This is a genomic window from Citrobacter sp. Cm038, from assembly GCF_030333105.1.
Lineage (GTDB): Bacteria > Pseudomonadota > Gammaproteobacteria > Enterobacterales > Enterobacteriaceae > Citrobacter > Citrobacter murliniae.
In genome coordinates, this window is record NZ_JAOWGO010000015.1 from 22514 (window position 1) to 41694 (window position 19181).

The window sequence follows — 19181 nt, forward strand, 5'->3', positions numbered from 1 at the left end:
TGAGGGGCTGGGCCCTCACTGCCAATCCTAAGAGAATCGATGTGAAAGTACTGACTGTATTTGGCACGCGACCAGAGGCTATTAAAATGGCACCTCTGGTTCATGCGCTGGCAAAAGATCCTGATTTTGAAGCGAAAGTTTGCGTCACTGCGCAGCATCGGGAGATGCTCGATCAGGTGTTAAACCTCTTTTCTATTGTACCTGACTACGATCTCAATATTATGCAGCCAGGCCAGGGACTCACAGAAATTACCTGCCGAATCCTGGAAGGATTAAAACCCATTCTGGCTGAGTTCAAACCCGATGTCGTATTGGTGCACGGTGATACCACAACGACAATAGCCACCAGTCTGGCCGCGTTTTACCAGCGTATTCCGGTGGGGCATGTTGAGGCTGGATTGCGAACTGGCGATCTCTACTCACCCTGGCCGGAAGAGGCAAACCGCACGCTGACAGGGCGTCTGGCAATGTATCATTTTGCTCCAACCGAAAATTCACGCCAAAATCTATTACGCGAAACAATTCCCGATGACCGTATTTTTGTCACGGGCAATACGGTTATTGATGCATTGATCTGGGTTCGGGATCGCGTACTCGAGAATGAAACGCTGCGCGCTGAACTGGCTGAACACTATCCTTTCCTTCGTTCTGATAAAAAGATGATCCTGGTGACCGGTCATCGTCGGGAAAGCTTCGGTCGCGGTTTTGAGCAAATTTGCCATGCGCTGGCGGAAATTGCTGCAGCAAATCAGAATGTGCAAATTGTCTATCCGGTACACCTGAACCCTAATGTCAGCGAGCCGGTTAATCGCATCCTGGGCCACGTTGAAAACGTGATTCTGATTGAACCTCAGGACTACTTGCCGTTCGTCTGGTTGATGAACCATGCTTGGCTGATCCTTACCGATTCCGGCGGGATTCAGGAAGAAGCCCCCTCTCTGGGCAAACCTGTGTTGGTGATGCGTGAAACGACTGAACGCCCGGAGGCCATCACTGCAGGTACTGTTCGTCTGGTGGGAACAGACTCGCAGCGAATTGTGGAAGAAGTCACCCGTTTGCTGCATGACGAAAATGAATATCAGACCATGAGCCGCGCCCATAATCCGTATGGTGACGGGCAGGCGTGTGGCCGCATTTTACACGCGTTAAAAAATAATCGGATATCGCTATGAGTTTTACGACCATTTCTGTCATCGGGCTGGGTTATATCGGGCTGCCAACGGCAGCCGCCTTTGCTTCCCGTCAAAAACATGTCATTGGCGTAGATGTAAATCAACATGCGGTAGATACCATTAACCGTGGTGAAATCCATATTGTTGAACCGGATCTGGGTATCGCGGTGAAAACAGCAGTCGAAGATGGATATCTTCGCGCTACCACAACACCCGTAGAAGCTGATGCGTATTTAATTGCCGTACCAACACCGTTTAAAGGGGAACATGAACCCGATATGGTGTACGTCGAGGCTGCCGCGAAGTCTCTTGCACCAGTGCTAAAAAAAGGGGCATTGGTGATCCTCGAATCGACTTCACCTGTAGGATCAACGGAACAGATGGCTGCGTGGCTTGCAGAAATGCGGCCCGACCTGACTTTTCCACAGCAGGTAGGGGAACAGGCAGACGTAAATATTGCGTACTGTCCAGAACGTGTTCTGCCAGGCCAGGTGATGGTTGAGCTAATTAAAAACGATCGCGTGATTGGCGGGATGACCCCCGTCTGTTCCGCGCGTGCCAGCGAGCTGTACAACATCTTCCTTGAAGGTGAGTGTGTGGTGACCAATTCCCGTACGGCGGAAATGTGCAAGCTGACTGAGAATAGCTTCCGCGATGTCAATATTGCTTTTGCCAATGAACTGTCACTGATTTGTGCCGATCAGGGGATTAACGTCTGGGAACTGATCCGTCTGGCGAACCGCCATCCACGCGTGAATATTCTGCAGCCTGGACCGGGGGTTGGTGGGCACTGTATTGCGGTCGATCCGTGGTTTATCGTGGCACAGAACCCAGAGCAGGCGAAATTAATCCGCATCGCGCGTGAAGTGAATGATGGCAAACCTCACTGGGTCGTTGATCGGGTAAAAGCCGCCGTGGCGGACTGCCTCACGGAGAGTAACAAACTTGCCAGCGAAGTGAAAATTGCCTGTTTTGGTCTGGCATTTAAACCGAATATCGACGATTTACGTGAAAGCCCGGCGATGGGAATTGCGCAAAGTATTGCGCATTGGCATAGCGGCGAAACGTTGGTGGTGGAACCGAATATTCATCAATTGCCGAAAAAACTGGATGGTCTTTGCACGCTGGCGAAACTGGATGATGCGCTGGCAAGCGCAGATGTGCTGGTAATGCTGGTTGACCATAATGAATTTAAAGCCATTAAGGGCGATGCGGTTCAACAGCAGTATGTGGTTGATACCAAGGGAGTCTGGCGGTGACAATCCGTGCCAATATTGAGCCCCTTATCTGGGAAAATACGTTCTTTGGCGTTAATAGCGCCATTGTACGTTTTGACCCGCACGGGGCGGTCCTGACTGCGGAAGCATTGCAGTCCTGGGGACGGGTACAGGCAAAAATTCCCGCCGCGAACACTCACGAATTAGACGTTTTGCAGCAACTGGGTTTCTCGCTGGTAGAAGGCGAAGTGGATTTTGTGTTGCCGGTAACGCGCGTCTGCGATAATTCCGGCGTGCAGGTGGCGCAACCCGCAGATATCCCGGCACTACGCCAGCTCGCGAGCCAGGCGTTCGCACAAAGCCGCTTTCGTGCTCCATGGTATGCGCCGGATGCCAGCGCCCGTTTCTACGCGCAGTGGATTGAAAATGCGGTGTTGGGCACTTTCGATCATCAATGCCTCGTTTTTCGCACAGCGACAGACGAGATCCGCGGGTATGTCTCGCTGCGTGAGCTGAATAACACTGACGTGCGAATTGGCCTGTTGGCAGGTCGCGGTGTGGGTGCAGAATTAATGCAGGCGGCGCTTTTCTGGGCGCAGGCTCGCGGTAAAACAACATTGCGGGTGGCGACCCAGATGGGCAACACCGCCGCGCTTAAACGTTATATACAGAGTGGTGCGAATGTGGAAAGCACTGCGTACTGGTTATACAGGTGACAAAATGATTCCATTTAACGCACCGCCGGTGGTGGGAACCGAGCTTGAGTATATGCAGTCTGCGATGAGCAGCGGCAAACTGTGTGGCGATGGCGGTTTTACCCGTCGTTGCCAGCAGTGGCTGGAACAGCATTTTGGCAGTGAGAAAGTGCTGCTGACGCCATCCTGTACTGCATCACTTGAGATGGCAGCATTGTTGCTGGATATCCAGCCTGATGATGAAGTTATCATGCCAAGCTACACCTTCGTCTCCACCGCTAATGCCTTCGTGTTGCGCGGGGCAAAAATCGTCTTTGTTGATGTCCGACCAGATACCATGAACATTGACGAAACGCTGATTGAAGCGGCGATCACCGACAAAACCCGCGCTATCGTACCGGTGCATTACGCGGGCGTCGCCTGCGAAATGGATACTATTATGGCGCTGGCGACACGGTACAATCTGTTTGTAGTGGAGGATGCTGCACAGGGCGTAATGTCTACCTACAAGGGACGTGCGCTGGGAACGATTGGTCACATTGGGTGTTTCAGCTTCCACGAAACCAAAAACTACACCGCGGGTGGTGAAGGTGGCGCAACGCTGATTAACGACCGTAAATTAATCGAACGTGCAGAGATCATCCGTGAAAAAGGCACCAACCGCAGTCAGTTTTTCCGCGGCCAGGTGGATAAATATACTTGGCGTGATATCGGCTCCAGCTATCTGATGTCCGATCTGCAGGCTGCCTATCTGTGGGCGCAACTGGAAGTGGCCGATCGTATCAATCAGCAGCGTCTGGCATTGTGGCAAAACTACTACGATGCACTTGAGCCGCTGGCGAAAGCCGGGCGGATTGACCTGCCTTCCATACCGGATGGTTGCGTGCAAAACGCCCATATGTTTTACATCAAGCTGCGTGATATTGATGATCGCACGGCGTTGATTAACTTCCTCAAAGAAGCCGAAATTATGGCGGTATTCCATTATATCCCGCTGCATGATTGCCCGGCTGGCGATAAATTTGGTGAGTTCGCGGGTGTCGATCGTTACACCACCAAAGAAAGCGAGCGCCTGCTACGCCTGCCGCTGTTTTACAATCTGTCGCCGGTGAACCAGCGCACAGTAATTACGACCCTGTTGAACTACTTCGCCTGAGATGTCGCTTGCTAAAGCGTCCCTTTGGACGGCAGCCAGTACGCTGGTAAAAATCGGTGCAGGCTTGTTGGTGGTAAAACTGCTGGCGGTGTCGTTTGGCCCTGCGGGAGTCGGGCAGGCGGGTAACTTTCGTCAGATGGTCACTGTGCTGGGCGTGCTGGCAGGTGCCGGAATTTTCAACGGTGTCACAAAGTATGTGGCACAGCATCATGATGATCCGGCGCGGCTACGCAACGTGGTTGGCACATCTTCCGCCATGGTGTTGGGATTCTCCACACTGATGGCCGTGATCTTTTTGTTGGCGGCTGCGCCCATAAGCCAGGGTTTGTTTGGTCATACGCATTACCAGGGGCTGGTGCGTCTGGTTGCGCTGGTACAGATGGGTATTGCCTGGGCGAATCTCTTACTGGCGTTAATGAAAGGCTTCCGTGATGCCGCAGGCAATGCACTGTCGCTGATCGTTGGCAGTCTGGTCGGTGTGGTGGCTTATTATGGCTGCTATCGACTGGGGGGCTATGAAGGTGCTTTGCTGGGCCTGGCGCTGGTGCCTGCGCTGGTGGTTGTGCCAGCCAGTTTTATGCTGATCAAGCGTGGAACCATTCCACTGCACTACCTGAAACCTTCATGGGATAACAGTCTGGCAGGGCAGTTAAGCAAGTTTACGCTGATGGCGCTGATCACCTCTGTGACACTGCCAGTGGCATATGTAATGATGCGAAACCTTCTGGCTGCGCATTACAGCTGGGATGATGTTGGGATCTGGCAAGGGGTAAGCAGTATCTCCGATGCCTATCTGCAATTTATCACCGCCTCATTCAGCGTTTATTTGCTGCCAACGTTGTCGCGCCTGAGCGAAAAGCGTGACATTACGCGTGAAGTGGTGAAGTCGCTGAAGTTTGTGTTACCGGCGGTTGCCGCCGCGAGTTTTACCGTTTGGTTACTGCGTGATTTTGCTATCTGGCTGCTCTTTTCCGCTAAATTTACTGCCATGCGAGACCTGTTTGCCTGGCAACTGGTGGGCGATGTACTGAAGGTCGGTGCTTACGTTTTCGGGTATCTGGTGATCGCGAAGGCGTCGCTGCGGTTTTATATTTTGGCTGAAATTAGCCAGTTCATTTTGTTGACGGCATTTGCCCACTGGCTGATCCCCGCGCATGGCGCTCTGGGGGCAGCGCAGGCTTATATGGCAACCTATGTGGTCTATTTTTCTCTTTGCTGTGGCGTATTTTTACTCTGGTGTAGGCGGGCATGACAGTACTGGTTCACGTTCTGGGATCGGATATCCCTCACCATAATCAAACCGTACTGCGGTTTTTTAATGATTCGCTGGCCGCGACGAGCGAGCACGCGCGCGTATTTATGGTTGCAGGTCAGGATGCGGGATTCAGTGCAAGCTGCCCGGCGTTATCGCTGAGCTTCTATGGCGGAAAAAAGGCACTGGCGGAAGCGGTAATCGCGAAAGCGAAAGCAGATCGCCAGCAGCGTTTCTTCTTCCATGGCCAGTTCAACACCAGCCTGTGGCTGGCGCTGTTGAGCGGAGGAATTAAACCAGAGCAGTTTTACTGGCATATCTGGGGCGCAGATTTGTATGAAGTCTCCAGTGGGCTGAAATTCCGCCTGTTTTATCCGATTCGCCGCATGGCGCAAAACCGTGTGGGCTGCGTGTTTGCCACTCGAGGTGATTTGAGCTATTTCGCACAGCAGCATCCCCGTGTGCGCGGTGAACTGCTCTATTTCCCTACGCGTATGGATCCGTCGCTGAATAATATGGGCAGCGAGTGCGAACGCAGCGGGAAAATGACGATTCTTGTAGGTAATTCTGGCGATCGCAGCAATGAACATATCGCAGCGTTACGCGCCGTACATCAGCAGTTCGGTGATACGGTGAACGTTATTGTGCCAATGGGCTATCCGGCTAATAACGGGGCGTATATTGATGAAGTACGCCAGGCTGGCCAGGAATTATTTAGTGCAGGAAATCTGCAAATTCTAAGTGAAAAACTGGAATTTGATGCCTATCTGGCATTACTGCGTCAGTGCGATCTCGGTTACTTTATTTTTGCACGTCAGCAAGGGATTGGTACATTGTGTTTGCTGATCCAGGCCGGTATTCCGTGCGTGCTAAACCGCGAAAACCCTTTCTGGCAGGATATGGCAGAGCAGCACCTCCCGGTACTGTTTACCACCGATGAACTCAATGCCGATGTTGTGCGTGAAGCGCAGCGTCAGTTGGCCTCGGTTGATAAAAGCACGATTACCTTTTTTAGCCCGAATTACCTGCAACCGTGGCATAACGCGCTGAGCATTGCCTCCGGAGAAACCCTATGAGTCTGATGCAATTCAGCGGTCTGCTGGTAGTATGGCTACTCTCTACCTTATTTATCGCTACGCTGACCTGGTTTGAGTTTCGGCGTGTGCGCTTTAACTTCAATGTGTTCTTCTCATTGCTGTTTTTGCTGACGTTTTTCTTCGGATTTCCCCTGACCAGCGTACTGGTGTTCCGTTTCGACGTCGCGGTCGCCCCACCGGAAATTCTGTTACAGGCACTGCTTTCCGCCGCCTGTTTCTATGCCGTCTACTACGTGACCTATAAAACGCGTTTACGTAAGCGAATACCAGAAAAGTCACGCAAACCGTTGTTTACCATCAACCGCGTTGAGGCCCATCTGACATGGATTATCCTGATGGCGATTGCGCTGGTGAGTGTAGGCATTTTCTTTATGCACAACGGTTTCCTGTTATTCAGATTGCAGTCCTATAGCCAGATCTTCTCCAGTGAAGTTTCTGGTGTGGCCCTGAAACGCTTCTTCTACTTCTTCATTCCGGCAATGCTGGTGGTGTATTTCCTGCGCCAGGATAGTAAAGCGTGGCTGTTCTTCCTGGTGAGCACCGTCGCGTTTGGTCTTCTGACTTATATGATTGTTGGCGGCACGCGCGCCAATATCATTATCGCGTTTGCCATCTTCTTGTTTATCGGCATTATTCGCGGCTGGATTTCACTGTGGATGCTGGCTGCGGCCGGTGTGCTGGGAATTGTCGGCATGTTCTGGCTGGCATTGAAGCGATACGGGATGAACGTGAGCGGCGATGAGGCATTCTATACTTTCCTGTATCTCACGAGGGATACCTTCTCACCGTGGGAGAATCTGGCGCTGTTACTGCAGAATTACCACAATATTGAGTTCCAGGGACTGGCACCGATTGTCCGTGATTTCTACGTTTTTATTCCCTCCTGGCTGTGGCCTGGACGGCCGAGTCTCGTACTCAACTCTGCGAACTATTTTACCTGGGAAGTGCTGAACAACCACTCGGGCCTGGCTATCTCTCCAACGTTGATTGGTTCGCTGGTGGTTATGGGGGGAGCGTTGTTTATCCCGTTAGGCGCGATCGTGGTCGGGTTGATAATCAAATGGTTCGACTGGCTGTATGAGTTAGGCAATCAGGAAAAAAACCGCTATAAGGCGGCGATTTTGCACAGCTTCTGTTTTGGTGCCATTTTCAATATGATCGTTTTGGCACGAGAAGGGTTGGATTCGTTTGTCTCGCGAGTGGTCTTTTTCCTCGTGATTTTTGGTGTCTGTTTGCTGGTAGCAAAATTATTGTTCTGGCTGTTTGATAGTGCAGGACTTGTCCATAGACGAATAAAGACGCTGCCCCGGACACAGGTTGAAGGATCGTAATGACAGATAATACAACTGCGCCGCTATATTCGCTGCGCGGATTAAAACTTATTGGCTGGCGTGATATGCAGCATGCGCTGAATTACCTGTTTGCTGAGGGGCATCTCAGACAGGGGACGCTGGTGGCTATTAACGCCGAGAAAATGCTAACGGCGGAAGATAACCCCGAGGTTCGGGCTTTGATTGATGCCGCCGAGTTCAAGTATGCAGATGGAATTAGCGTGGTGCGTTCCGTGCGTAAAAAATACCCACAAGCACAGGTTTCACGCGTGGCCGGAGCCGATCTCTGGGAAGCCTTGATGGCGCGCGCTGGGCGGGAGAGCACACCCGTATTCCTGGTTGGTGGTAAGCCAGAGGTACTGGCGCAAACAGAAGCAAAACTGCGAGCACAGTGGCGCGTCAATATTGTTGGTAGCCAGGACGGATATTTCACGCCAGAGCAGCGGCTGGCATTGTTTGAACGTATTCATGCCAGCGGTGCGCAGATTGTTACGGTGGCAATGGGTTCGCCTAAACAAGAGATTTTTATGCGCGATTGCCGCCAGGTACATCCGAATGCGCTGTATATGGGGGTGGGTGGCACCTATGATGTGTTTACCGGACACGTAAAGCGAGCGCCTAAATTCTGGCAGAATTTAGGGCTGGAGTGGCTGTACCGCTTACTGTCACAGCCGAGCCGTATTACCCGTCAACTTCGTTTATTGCGCTATCTCCGCTGGCACTATACCGGCAATCTCTAACATTTTCTCTCCTCTGATAAGTAGTGTGTTCTGCTAAATGCGCTACTTATTCACAACATAATCGCTGCTTTCTCGCACAATCTATTTATTTTTTGAATGCTTTAATTGCCATTTAGACGATTTTAAGAAACCATTCGCAACAATCATTTCAGTGTCGTGGTGTTTTTGGCGCCAACCGTAAAGCGGTCGGCGCTGGATGGCCTGTTATGGCATAAGAAGATGTACCCATAACGATAACCGGTAATACCGGAAACAATACAAACACAACAAGAGGATTTATGGCAGAGAACAAACCAGAGCTACAGCGTGGGCTGGAGGCTCGTCATATCGAATTGATTGCCCTTGGGGGCACCATTGGCGTCGGATTGTTTATGGGCGCCGCCAGTACCCTGAAATGGGCGGGGCCATCGGTCCTGTTGGCGTATATCGTTGCCGGACTATTTGTCTTCTTTATCATGCGTTCCATGGGCGAGATGTTGTTCCTGGAGCCGGTTGCCGGTTCGTTCGCCGTTTACGCTCACCGCTATATGAGCCCTTTCTTTGGTTATCTCACCGCCTGGTCATACTGGTTTATGTGGATGGCTGTGGGGATCTCGGAGATTACCGCCATTGGGGTCTACGTGCAGTTCTGGTTCCCGGAAATGGCGCAGTGGATACCCGCGCTGATTGCCGTAGGCCTGGTGGCGCTGGCAAATCTGGCTGCGGTTCGCCTGTATGGTGAAATTGAATTCTGGTTTGCCATGATCAAAGTGACAACCATCATTGTGATGATTGTTATAGGAGTGGGTGTCATTTTCTTCGGCTTTGGTAATGGTGGTCAGGCGATTGGCTTCAGCAACCTGACTGAACACGGCGGCTTCTTTGCCGGCGGCTGGAAAGGCTTTCTGACTGCATTGTGTATTGTGGTAGCCTCCTACCAGGGCGTGGAGCTAATCGGTATCACGGCGGGCGAAGCCAAAAACCCACAGGTCACGTTGCGTAGCGCGGTAGGTAAGGTGCTGTGGCGTATCCTGATTTTCTATGTAGGCGCGATCTTCGTTATCGTCACCATCTTCCCGTGGAATGAGATCGGTAGCAACGGTAGCCCGTTTGTTCTCACGTTTGCCAAAATTGGTATTACCGCTGCGGCCGGGATTATCAACTTTGTGGTCCTGACGGCAGCGCTTTCTGGTTGCAACAGTGGGATGTATAGCTGCGGCCGCATGCTCTACGCCCTGGCGAAGAATCGTCAGTTGCCTGCGGTTGTCGGAAAAGTCTCTCGTCATGGCGTGCCAGTTGCCGGCGTTGCGATTTCTATCGCCATCTTGCTGATTGGCTCATGCCTGAACTACATCATTCCGAATCCGCAGCGCGTATTTGTCTATGTCTATAGCGCCAGCGTGTTGCCGGGCATGGTGCCGTGGTTTGTGATCCTGATAAGCCAGCTGCGTTTTCGCAAAGCGCACAAAGACGCGATTGCCAGCCATCCCTTCCGTTCCATTTTGTTCCCGTGGGCGAATTATTTGACGATGGCGTTCCTGGTTTGCGTATTAATCGGTATGTACTTTAATGAAGATACCCGTATGTCGCTTTTTGTCGGTATCGCCTTCCTGCTGGGTGTGACGCTCATTTATAAGGTTTTTGGCCTGAATCGTCATGGTGTGGCCCAAAAACTGGAGGAATAAGCGACAAAACGCACAAAGCATGACCAAACGATAATTTATTTTAAAAAAGCACTAGACAGCAGACCGAGACCTCCGTAATATCCAGCCCCGCAACGGCGCTAAGCGCCCGTAGCTCAGCTGGATAGAGCGCTGCCCTCCGGAGGCAGAGGTCTCAGGTTCGAATCCTGTCGGGCGCACCATTTAGTAAGGTGCCGGAGCTGCGGTGGTTTTAATACCGCGTAAAAGATTTGCAGTGGTGGCTATAGCTCAGTTGGTAGAGCCCTGGATTGTGATTCCAGTTGTCGTGGGTTCGAATCCCATTAGCCACCCCATTAATTTAAAGTTGTGAAATGCGAAGGTGGCGGAATTGGTAGACGCGCTAGCTTCAGGTGTTAGTGTTCTTACGGACGTGGGGGTTCAAGTCCCCCCCCTCGCACCACGACTTAAAGAATTGAACTAAAAATTCAAAAAGCAGTAAAACGGCGAGTAGCGCAGCTTGGTAGCGCAACTGGTTTGGGACCAGTGGGTCGGAGGTTCGAATCCTCTCTCGCCGACCAATTTTGAACCCCGCTTCGGCGGGGTTTTTTGTTTTCTGATTTCCCTTTCTCTCTGCTCTTGTGCCAGTCAATACCGGCGTTACGCCACCAATCTGATCTGAATTACCTGATGTCCTAAAAATCCCGAAGACCTGGTTTTTGCAGTGCAATCATGCCATGTGTTGTGCGATAATATTTGGGTAGATGCTCATTCCATCTCTTATGTTCGCCATCAGGCCTCATAAACTCAGGAATGACGCAGAGCCGTTTACGGTGCTTATCGTCCACTGACAGATGTCGCTTAGCCTCATCGAACACCATGGACATAACGTTGAGTGAAGCACCCATTATGTTGTCATACAGACCTGTTTAACGCCTGCTCTTAACCGAGCGGGCGTTTTTTTATGCATACACTTCACTCTTCAGACGCCTCTTTATTGGCGGCGTCCTCTCACCCTGCTACTTACTTATGTAAGTGCTCTGAGTTTGTCTCAATGTGTTTCGAATGATTCTGTGTATTGGTGTAAGCCCGGTAAGCATTTCGCTACCGGGCTTAAAGGATTACTGCGGGGGATTGTTCTGTAGTGTCAGCATTAAGCCATCACGGCGCATGGTAGCGGCCTCTTCCGGCTGATGCAGTCTGTCCAGCGCATCAGCAAGCCACGCGTAGTCGTATGCATCCGGGCGTTGTTTGAGCGCCGCACGGAAGGCGAGAGTGGCTTCCTGCCATTCGCCGTGCTTCATCAACGACTGACCAAGCGTACTCCACAACAGCGGACGATCGCCCACGGCTTTAATCTGCTGGCGCAGAACTTTTTCAATCTGCTCTGGGTTGTTTGTTTTCAGACGCGGGATTGGCAGCACCAGACGGTCATCATACTGACGTTTCAGGCCGTCGATGATGATCTGTTGTGCTGTATCGTGATCGTCGCACTCAATCAGATGTTCCGCCATTGCCACCTGCAGAGCGATCTGATGACGGGTCTTACGGTTTTGATTTTTCCACCATGCACGTAGCCCCTCACTGCCCTGATCGGCACGAACCTGATCCATCAGGCCAACCCATGCCTGCTGTTCCAGCATGGCGCGGTGCTCTTCATTACCAACGTGCGCTTTTGCCATGGATGGAATGATATCCAGCAGGGAACTCCATGCGCCAGTGCGAATGTAAGCCTGCTCAGCCAGACGCAATACTTCCGGGTGACGTGGAGTCACCTCCAGCAGTTTATCTACACTATGGCGCGCGGCGTGATTTTCATTCCGGGCCAGTTGCAGGCGAACGCGAGCGATCTCTACCGGAATCGTGTCATTTCCGGCGAGCTCGGCTGCGCGCTCAAGGTGTTGATTGGCCCGAGCCTCGTCACCACGTTGTTGAGCCGCTTCTGCCGCCAGAAGGTAATTCACCACTGGCTGTTCTGCGTGATCGGCATTTTTCGACATCAGTTTTTCGACTTGCTGATAATCGCCTTCTGCCAGCTTGAGCAGCGCCTGTTCGGTCTGTTTGCGGGCGCGGCGGCGCTTGCGACCGACGAACCAGCCACGCGTGTGTGCGCCGGTACGGAAAATACGACGCAGCAACCACTCAATCGCAAACAGGACCACCATGGTGACGATCAGAATGATCACCAGGCCAGTTACGCTGGTCTCGATGTTGTAGTTATCCGTCTGGATCAGTACGTAGCCTTGATGACCGGCAATCATCGGACCGATGACGATCCCGGCGATCAACAGCACAAAGAGCAATAATACTTTTAGCATCGTTACTCTCCTTGCGGCGCGGTTGCCGGGGTTTCTGCCTGAGGCGCTGGCGCAGGAGCTGCTTCAACCGGAGATGTTGCTGGCTGGGCCAGTAAATTACGCACACGGGTCTGCATTAATTTCTCAAGAATGGTCTGGCTTTGAAGCGTTTCTGGTACATCCATACTGATGCTTTGTTGGCTCAGTTGGTCCACTTCTTCAAGGAAGGCTTTCGTCGCTGCATCGTCGGTATCGTAGTACGCGCGCACCCAGGTGGAGACATTTTCCAGCGCCTGCCGGTATGTCTCTTCTTGATGGCGTGGTACGGCCTGCGCGGCCACTAACAGACGGGAGCGGATGTTCTCACGTAAGTACACGTCCTGATTTGGTGCTAACAGCGGTACGGCGGTTTCATCGCGACGTCGAATGGTAATAAAGCTGTCCATAAAATTTTGCCAGCTTTTTTGCAGATTGACGCGCCATTCGCTAATGGAGCTGGAAAGCTCGCTGCTGTCGGAGTCCATCGGCGAATCATCAGTATCATTGTCGGCCAGACGTAGGTTATCAATCTGATTAGACAACTGATTTATCTTGAGAATGATGCCGTCATAATCAACCTGAGAGACAGAAGAGAGGCTGGCGATATCATCAGTAATTGCTCGACGGGCGGTGATTAAACTTGGATCGTTCATATCGGCCAGGCTGGCATCGGCGCTTTTCAATAGCGCCGCTGCGGTGGTAACGTCCTGATCGCTCCATAATTTACGACCGGCCAGTTTCACCAGAAAATCAGCCTGCGCCAGCAGCCACGTTTTAGCATCGCTGCCAGAGATTGTGGCAACCTTTTGCTGCACTTCATCAAGCTGTTTAGCCAGTGCTGCTTGCTGACGGTTTGCTTCATCCAGCAGTGTTGCCTGCTGTTTTATAATACCTTCCAGCTCAGTTTTCTGGTTTTCCTGCGCTTTTTGCAGCGCCGTGAGCTGATTAGCCAACGCATCGCTGGTTGCAGTCTGTGTTGTTGCCTGTTGTTTCCCCCAGCCATACAGTCCGACGCCTGCCGCCAGCGCAATAGCGATCGCTACTGCACTTAGTATCAGTGCGGTGCTGCCCTTGCTCTTTTTTTCAGCATTGACTGACTGTGACGTGGTTTCCACGGCCTCCCTGGTCTCTTCAACCACGGCGGAGGATTTTTCTTGTTCCGTCATTATGGCATCCCATTATGAGAGTTATTGTAATGCGCGTAGCAGCGCATCGTTGTCGGCGTTATCAGCGACCTTAATATCTTGCCAGCCCAGTTCCCGGGCGAGGTGCGCCAGACGCTCACTGACGACCAGCAGCCGACAGCGTAGTAACCAGTGCTCACGATACCACTGCGGAATGAGCGACCAGAGCTGTTGTAGCATCTCTCCGCTGGTGACAACCACCGTCGTCACGCCGCGAGATTGCCATCGCATCGCTTCTTCTGCACCATCGTAATACTTTGCACTGCGTTGATAACATTCACAAAAATCTACATTGGCCCCACGTGCTTTCAGCGTTTCGCCTATCAACTCCCGACCGCCGTTGCCGCGTAAAATAAGCGCTTTTTTTCCCGCAATATTTTGTAATTCAGGTAATTGTAGCAAGACTTCGCTAATTTCCCGATCCAGAGGATAGTGAATATTGCATCCATTAACGGTATGGAGCGCCAATGCCGTGGTGCGGCCAATGGCAAAATAGCGCGGGAGGGAGGGCCAGCGTTCTCCTTGCTGCTGAAGCTGAGCATCAGCAAAAGTGACCGCGTGCTGCGAGAGAGATAAAACCAGATCGTTTTCCGTCAGTGTCGACAGGCGGGAGGCTAGCGTTGCCAGTTCCCTGCCTGGCGAAAACTCAATGAGCGGAAAGCTCCAGGCCACCTGCCCCAGTGTGCGCAGACGGCTCACTAACTCTTCCCCTGCGGGAGATGGGCGGGTGACCAGAATACTCATGCGGGTGCTTCTCCGTTATAAACATCAGCCAGAATGGCGCGTGCACCGTTTTCCAACAGTTCTTCCGCCAGAGAAATGCCCATTTGTTCGGCATTATTTGGTGTGCCGCGACGTTCCCCGCAAACCATCTGTGAACCGTCAGGAGCACCGACCAGCGCACGTAGCCAAATCTCACCGTTAATGAGCTCAGCATAGCTGCCGATGGGCACCTGACAACCTCCTTCCAGGCGGGTGTTCATTGCGCGTTCGGCTTTTACACGCAGAGCGGTTTCTTCATGGTTGAGCGGTGCTAACAGTGCTTGAGTACGCAGATCATCGAGTCGACATTCTATGCCTACTGCGCCCTGTCCGACAGCTGGAAGAGAGACTTCCGGCGACAGCGCTGTGCGGATCCGCGACTCCAGCCCTAAGCGTTTTAACCCGGCTACGGCCAGAATAATCGCATCATAGTCGCCGTTATCCAGTTTGCTCAGCCGTGTTCCCACGTTGCCGCGTAGCGAACGGATAACGAGATCCGGGCGACGTTTAGCCAACTGGCACTGGCGACGTAAGCTGGATGTTCCAACGATGCTGCCTGCAGGAAGTTCATCCAGCGTGTTGTACTTATTCGAGACAAAAGCATCGCGTGGATCTTCGCGTTCGCAAATAGTGACCAGTCCGAGTCCCTCAGGGAATTCGACCGGCACATCCTTCATGGAATGCACGGCGATATCGGCACGTTTTTCCAGCAGCGCGACTTCCAACTCTTTAACAAACAAACCCTTACCCCCCACTTTTGCCAGTGGAGTATCCAGAATCACATCGCCACGGGTCACCATAGGTACCAGTTCTACGATCAGACCGGGGTGGTTTGCCATTAAGGCGTCTTTGACATAATGTGCCTGCCAGAGCGCAAGGGGGCTTTGGCGTGTGGCAATTCTCAAAACATTGTCTAACATGCTTGTTACCGTCATTATCAATCATTGACCATCCTAACATCCTTATCAAAGGGATGTCAGCGTTACGCTCAAACGTTAGTGAGAGGAAAAAGGCGCTGCATCATCACTGGCAGTGATTAATGACGAGAAACCTCCCGACCGTATGAAGGAATTTACACGTAACGAACGGTGCTACACTTGTATGTAGCGCATCTTTCTTTACGGTCAATGAGCAAGGTGTTAAATTGATCACGTTTTAGACCATTTTTTCGGCTGTACTCCATAAAAAAAGAGGGGCGAAAAAAAGGTAACGGTTATTTTTGACATACGGTTTATCCGAATGGATGAAGATTATTTGCGGGCGTATATGCCGCAACGATCGACAACATGACGGATAGCAACATCAGGCGATACGTCTTGTACCTCTATATTGAGACTCTGAAACAGAGACTGGATGCCATAAATCAACTGCGTGTGGATCGCGCGCTTGCTGCCATGGGACCTGCCTTCCAGCAGGTATACAGTCTGCTGCCGACATTATTGCACTACCACCATCCGCTGATGCCGGGTTACCTCGATGGTAACGTTCCCAAAGGCATATGCTTTTACACGCCTGATGAAACCCAACGCCACTACCTGAATGAACTGGAACTGTACCGTGGTATGTCACCGCAGGACCCTCCCAAGGGCGAACTGCCTATTACCGGCGTTTACTCGATGGGCAGTACCTCTTCAGTAGGGCAAAGTTGTTCCTCTGACCTGGACATCTGGGTCTGCCATCAATCCTGGCTGGATAGCGAAGAGCGTCAGCTGCTGCAGCGTAAATGTAGCCTGTTAGAAAGCTGGGCTGCCTCGCTGGGCGTGGAAGTCAGTTTCTTCCTGATTGATGAAAACCGTTTCCGTCACAATGAAAGCGGCAGCCTGGGTGGTGAAGACTGTGGCTCGACGCAGCATATTCTGTTGCTTGATGAATTCTATCGCACCGCCGTGCGCCTCGCGGGCAAACGTATTCTGTGGAATATGGTGCCGGGCGATGAAGAAGAGCATTACGACGATTACGTCATGACGCTCTACGCGCAGGGGGTGTTAACACCAAACGAATGGCTGGATCTGGGCGGACTCAGCTCGCTCTCTGCTGAAGAGTACTTTGGTGCCAGCCTCTGGCAGTTGTACAAGAGTATCGACTCCCCGTACAAAGCGGTGTTGAAAACGCTGCTGCTGGAAGCTTATTCCTGGGAATACCCGAACCCACGCCTGTTGGCGAAAGACATTAAACAGCGCCTGCACGACGGCGAAATCGTTTCTTTTGGTCTTGATCCGTATTGCATGATGCTGGAGCGCGTCACCGAATACCTCACGGCGATTGAAGATCCGACTCGTCTGGATTTAGTGCGTCGATGTTTCTACTTAAAAGTCTGCGAGAAACTGAGCCGCGAGCGCGCGTGCGTTGGCTGGCGTCGTGAAGTGTTAAGTCAGTTGGTGCAAGAGTGGGGGTGGGATGACGCCCGTCTGACGATGCTTGATAACCGCGCCAACTGGAAGATTGACCAGGTGCGCGAGGCACATAACGAACTACTCGACGCGATGATGCAGAGCTATCGTAATCTGATCCGCTTTGCGCGCCGCAATAACCTTAGCGTCAGCGCCAGCCCGCAGGATATCGGCGTACTGACCCGTAAGTTGTATGCTGCGTTCGAAGCCCTGCCGGGTAAAGTGACGCTGGTGAACCCACAGATCTCTCCGGATCTCTCGGAACCGAATCTGACCTTTATCCATGTGCCGCCTGGGCGTGCCAACCGTTCAGGTTGGTATCTCTACAACCGTGCGCCCAATATGGATTCCATCGTCAGCCATCAGCCGCTTGAATATAACCGCTACCTGAACAAGCTGGTGGCGTGGGCGTGGTTTAACGGTCTTCTGACGTCGCGTACGCATCTGTTTATTAAGGGTAACGGCATTGTCGATTTGCCGAAGCTGCAGGAGATGGTGGCTGATGTGTCGCACCACTTCCCGCTGCGTTTACCTGCGCCCACACCAAAAGCGCTCTATAGCCCGTGCGAAATTCGCCATCTGGCGATTATCGTTAACCTTGAATACGACCCGACAGCAGCGTTCCGTAATCAGGTCGTGCATTTTGATTTTCGTAAGCTGGATGTCTTCAGCTTTGGCGAAGAACAAAATTGTCTGGTGGGTAGTGTAGATCTGCTGTACCGCAACTCGTGGAACGAAGTGCGTACGCTGCACTTCAACGGCGAGCAGGCGATGATTGAAGCGTTAAAAACGATTTTGGGCAAAATGCACCAGGACGCGGCGCCGCCAGATAGTGTTGAAGTCTTCTGCTACAGCCAGCATCTGCGTGGCCTGATCCGTACCCGCGTCCAGCAACTGGTGTCTGAATGCATTGAACTGCGCCTTTCCAGTACGCGCCATGAAACCGGACGCTTCAAAGCGCTGCGCGTTTCAGGTCAGACGTGGGGACTGTTCTTCGAACGCCTGAACGTATCAGTACAGAAACTGGAAAACGCCATTGAGTTTTATGGCGCGATTTCGCACAACAAACTGCACGGTCTTTCCGTACAGGTTGAGACTAACCATGTGAAATTGCCGTCTGTGGTGGATGGTTTTGCCAGTGAAGGGATCATTCAGTTCTTTTTTGAAGAAACGGGCGATGAACAGGGCTTTAATATTTATATTCTGGATGAAAGTAACCGTGTTGAAGTGTATCACCACTGCGAAGGCAGCAAAGAGGAGCTGGTACGTGATGTCAGTCGCTTCTATTCATCGTCGCACGATCGCTTTACCTACGGCTCCAGCTTTATCAACTTTAACCTGCCGCAGTTTTATCAGATCGTGAATACCGACGGGCGCGCGCAGGTAATCCCGTTTCGTACTCAGCCGATTAACCCTATTCCTCCGGCTAATCAGGATAACGACACACCGATGTTGCAGCAGTATTTCTCGTAATTGCGCTTACCCGGAGGCGCTATGCTTGCCGGGCCTGGATGCACAGCGCTGCTTGTAAGCCGGATAAGGAGAGGCTCCTATCCGGCAAAAAGACATTAACGGAACCGAACGTCTTCACCTGCCTGCAGCGTTGCTGCCTGTTCCAGCAGATCCCAGAACGTTTCGCCGCTACGATCGCAAATCCACTCATCACCCTTCAGATCAAAATGGTAGCCGCCTTGTTTAGTTGCCAGCCATACCTGATGCAGCGGCTCCTGACGGTTAATGATAATTTTGCTGCCGTTTTCAAAACTGATGGTCAATACGCCGCCGTTGATCTCACAATCAATATCGCTGTCGCCATCCCAGTCATCCAGACGCTCTTCAATAGTCATCCACAGGGTGTCGGCAAGGCGATGAAATTCACTGTCGTTCATTTTTTTATCCTGTTTTTCGTGATGGTCGCAGTATAACGCGAAATAAATCACGTTGCAGTTTGCAGGCAAACTCTTGCTTTTACGCCTTCTCCTGCGATGATAGAAAACAGAAAGTATGAACTTACAGGCAATCCATAATGAAAAACGTGTTTCAGGCACTCGCTGTACTTTTTACTCTGTTCAGCCTGACGGGCTGTGGTCTGAAAGGTCCACTCTATTTTCCGCCAGCAGATAAAACCGCGCCGCCTCCGACAAAGAGCATTGAGCCACAAACGCAATCCACGGTGCCCGAGAAAAACGATCGGGCAACGGGAGATGGCCCTTCTCAGGTGAATTACTGA

16 protein-coding genes and 4 tRNA genes are annotated in these 19181 nt (G+C 51.9%); 15 read left to right on the top strand and 5 right to left on the bottom strand.

Annotation, left to right across the window (positions count from 1 at the left end):
* Nucleotides 1-41: 41 nt before the first annotated feature.
* From wecB to OGY01_RS02070, 13 genes are all read left to right on the top strand, one after another.
* Nucleotides 42-1172: a non-hydrolyzing UDP-N-acetylglucosamine 2-epimerase gene (gene wecB / locus OGY01_RS02010; RefSeq protein WP_045449070.1), complete on the top strand. Its 1131-nt coding sequence runs from the start codon at nucleotides 42-44 to the stop codon at nucleotides 1170-1172.
* Nucleotides 1169-2431 carry a UDP-N-acetyl-D-mannosamine dehydrogenase gene (wecC, locus tag OGY01_RS02015; protein ID WP_048223267.1) on the top strand — a complete coding sequence of 421 codons (1263 nt, stop codon included), beginning with the start codon at nucleotides 1169-1171 and terminating at the stop codon, nucleotides 2429-2431. The genes wecB and wecC overlap by 4 nt, the downstream gene beginning before the upstream one ends.
* Entirely contained in the window at nucleotides 2428-3105 is a 678-nt protein-coding gene (gene rffC, locus OGY01_RS02020) for a dTDP-4-amino-4,6-dideoxy-D-galactose acyltransferase (protein WP_286492315.1), read from the top strand. Before wecC ends, rffC begins: the two co-directional genes overlap by 4 nt.
* A 4-nt stretch (nucleotides 3106-3109) precedes the next feature.
* Complete coding sequence (gene rffA / locus OGY01_RS02025; RefSeq protein WP_200013136.1) at nucleotides 3110-4240, top strand: dTDP-4-amino-4,6-dideoxygalactose transaminase; 1131 nt, start codon at nucleotides 3110-3112, stop codon at nucleotides 4238-4240.
* A 1-nt stretch (nucleotide 4241) separates the two neighbouring features.
* Nucleotides 4242-5492 (top strand): lipid III flippase WzxE, encoded by a 1251-nt coding sequence (gene wzxE / locus OGY01_RS02030; RefSeq protein WP_200013140.1) that lies wholly within the window; start codon nucleotides 4242-4244, stop codon nucleotides 5490-5492.
* Entirely contained in the window at nucleotides 5489-6568 is a 1080-nt protein-coding gene (locus tag OGY01_RS02035; protein ID WP_045449088.1) for a TDP-N-acetylfucosamine:lipid II N-acetylfucosaminyltransferase, read from the top strand. Before wzxE ends, OGY01_RS02035 begins: the two co-directional genes overlap by 4 nt.
* Nucleotides 6565-7920, top strand: a complete 1356-nt coding sequence (wzyE, locus tag OGY01_RS02040; RefSeq protein WP_286492317.1) for an ECA oligosaccharide polymerase — start codon at nucleotides 6565-6567, stop codon at nucleotides 7918-7920. Before OGY01_RS02035 ends, wzyE begins: the two co-directional genes overlap by 4 nt.
* The gene (gene wecG / locus OGY01_RS02045; protein ID WP_286492320.1) at nucleotides 7920-8660 is read left to right on the top strand and encodes a lipopolysaccharide N-acetylmannosaminouronosyltransferase; all 741 of its coding nucleotides are present in this window, start codon (nucleotides 7920-7922) and stop codon (nucleotides 8658-8660) included. The genes wzyE and wecG overlap by 1 nt, the downstream gene beginning before the upstream one ends.
* 278 nt (nucleotides 8661-8938) lie before the next feature.
* Nucleotides 8939-10324, top strand: coding sequence for a bifunctional threonine/serine APC transporter ThrP (thrP, locus tag OGY01_RS02050; protein WP_045449093.1), 1386 nt, complete (start codon nucleotides 8939-8941; stop codon nucleotides 10322-10324).
* 102 nt (nucleotides 10325-10426) lie between these two features.
* Nucleotides 10427-10503 (top strand) — tRNA-Arg (locus tag OGY01_RS02055).
* Nucleotides 10504-10559: 56 nt separating this feature from the next.
* Nucleotides 10560-10635: transfer RNA gene (locus tag OGY01_RS02060), tRNA-His, on the top strand.
* Nucleotides 10636-10655: 20 nt separating this feature from the next.
* A tRNA-Leu gene (locus tag OGY01_RS02065) sits at nucleotides 10656-10742 on the top strand.
* Between the two features lie 41 nt (nucleotides 10743-10783).
* Nucleotides 10784-10860, top strand: a tRNA-Pro gene (locus tag OGY01_RS02070).
* Between the two features lie 540 nt (nucleotides 10861-11400).
* Here OGY01_RS02070 and hemY read toward each other — a convergent pair.
* The 4 genes from hemY to hemC are packed head-to-tail and all read right to left on the bottom strand — an operon-like array spanning nucleotide 11401 to nucleotide 15481.
* Nucleotides 11401-12597 carry a protoheme IX biogenesis protein HemY gene (hemY, locus tag OGY01_RS02075; protein ID WP_286492322.1) on the bottom strand — a complete coding sequence of 399 codons (1197 nt, stop codon included), beginning with the start codon at nucleotides 12595-12597 and terminating at the stop codon, nucleotides 11401-11403.
* A 2-nt stretch (nucleotides 12598-12599) separates the two neighbouring features.
* On the bottom strand, nucleotides 12600-13781 hold the full coding sequence (hemX, locus tag OGY01_RS02080) for a uroporphyrinogen-III C-methyltransferase (RefSeq protein ID WP_045449100.1): 1182 nt from the start codon (nucleotides 13779-13781) through the stop codon (nucleotides 12600-12602).
* A gap of 21 nt (nucleotides 13782-13802) precedes the next feature.
* Complete coding sequence (gene hemD, locus OGY01_RS02085; protein ID WP_286492324.1) at nucleotides 13803-14543, bottom strand: uroporphyrinogen-III synthase; 741 nt, start codon at nucleotides 14541-14543, stop codon at nucleotides 13803-13805.
* On the bottom strand, nucleotides 14540-15481 hold the full coding sequence (gene hemC, locus OGY01_RS02090; RefSeq protein WP_045449853.1) for a hydroxymethylbilane synthase: 942 nt from the start codon (nucleotides 15479-15481) through the stop codon (nucleotides 14540-14542). Before hemC ends, hemD begins: the two co-directional genes overlap by 4 nt.
* Before the next feature lie 396 nt (nucleotides 15482-15877).
* On the opposite strand from hemC, the gene cyaA reads away from it, so the two are divergent.
* A complete protein-coding gene (gene cyaA, locus OGY01_RS02095; protein ID WP_045449103.1) occupies nucleotides 15878-18424 on the top strand; it encodes a class I adenylate cyclase in 2547 nt (848 codons plus the stop codon).
* A 95-nt stretch (nucleotides 18425-18519) separates the two neighbouring features.
* On the opposite strand, the gene cyaY is transcribed toward cyaA, so the two are convergent.
* Nucleotides 18520-18840 (bottom strand): iron donor protein CyaY, encoded by a 321-nt coding sequence (gene cyaY / locus OGY01_RS02100; RefSeq protein WP_045449855.1) that lies wholly within the window; start codon nucleotides 18838-18840, stop codon nucleotides 18520-18522.
* 137 nt (nucleotides 18841-18977) lie between these two features.
* Between cyaY and lptM the strand changes: the two genes are divergently transcribed.
* Entirely contained in the window at nucleotides 18978-19181 is a 204-nt protein-coding gene (lptM, locus tag OGY01_RS02105; protein ID WP_045449105.1) for an LPS translocon maturation chaperone LptM, read from the top strand.

Coding starts and splice junctions, on each gene's coding strand:
- wecC (WP_048223267.1), top strand. CDS start 1,169: ATGAGTTTTACGACCATTTCTGTCATCGGGCTGGGTTATATCGGGCTG.
- rffA (WP_200013136.1), top strand. CDS start 3,110: ATGATTCCATTTAACGCACCGCCGGTGGTGGGAACCGAGCTTGAGTAT.
- wzxE (WP_200013140.1), top strand. CDS start 4,242: ATGTCGCTTGCTAAAGCGTCCCTTTGGACGGCAGCCAGTACGCTGGTA.
- OGY01_RS02035 (WP_045449088.1), top strand. CDS start 5,489: ATGACAGTACTGGTTCACGTTCTGGGATCGGATATCCCTCACCATAAT.
- wzyE (WP_286492317.1), top strand. CDS start 6,565: ATGAGTCTGATGCAATTCAGCGGTCTGCTGGTAGTATGGCTACTCTCT.
- wecG (WP_286492320.1), top strand. CDS start 7,920: ATGACAGATAATACAACTGCGCCGCTATATTCGCTGCGCGGATTAAAA.
- thrP (WP_045449093.1), top strand. CDS start 8,939: ATGGCAGAGAACAAACCAGAGCTACAGCGTGGGCTGGAGGCTCGTCAT.
- hemY (WP_286492322.1), bottom strand. CDS start 12,597: ATGCTAAAAGTATTATTGCTCTTTGTGCTGTTGATCGCCGGGATCGTC.
- hemX (WP_045449100.1), bottom strand. CDS start 13,781: ATGACGGAACAAGAAAAATCCTCCGCCGTGGTTGAAGAGACCAGGGAG.
- hemD (WP_286492324.1), bottom strand. CDS start 14,543: ATGAGTATTCTGGTCACCCGCCCATCTCCCGCAGGGGAAGAGTTAGTG.
- hemC (WP_045449853.1), bottom strand. CDS start 15,481: ATGTTAGACAATGTTTTGAGAATTGCCACACGCCAAAGCCCCCTTGCG.
- cyaY (WP_045449855.1), bottom strand. CDS start 18,840: ATGAACGACAGTGAATTTCATCGCCTTGCCGACACCCTGTGGATGACT.
- lptM (WP_045449105.1), top strand. CDS start 18,978: ATGAAAAACGTGTTTCAGGCACTCGCTGTACTTTTTACTCTGTTCAGC.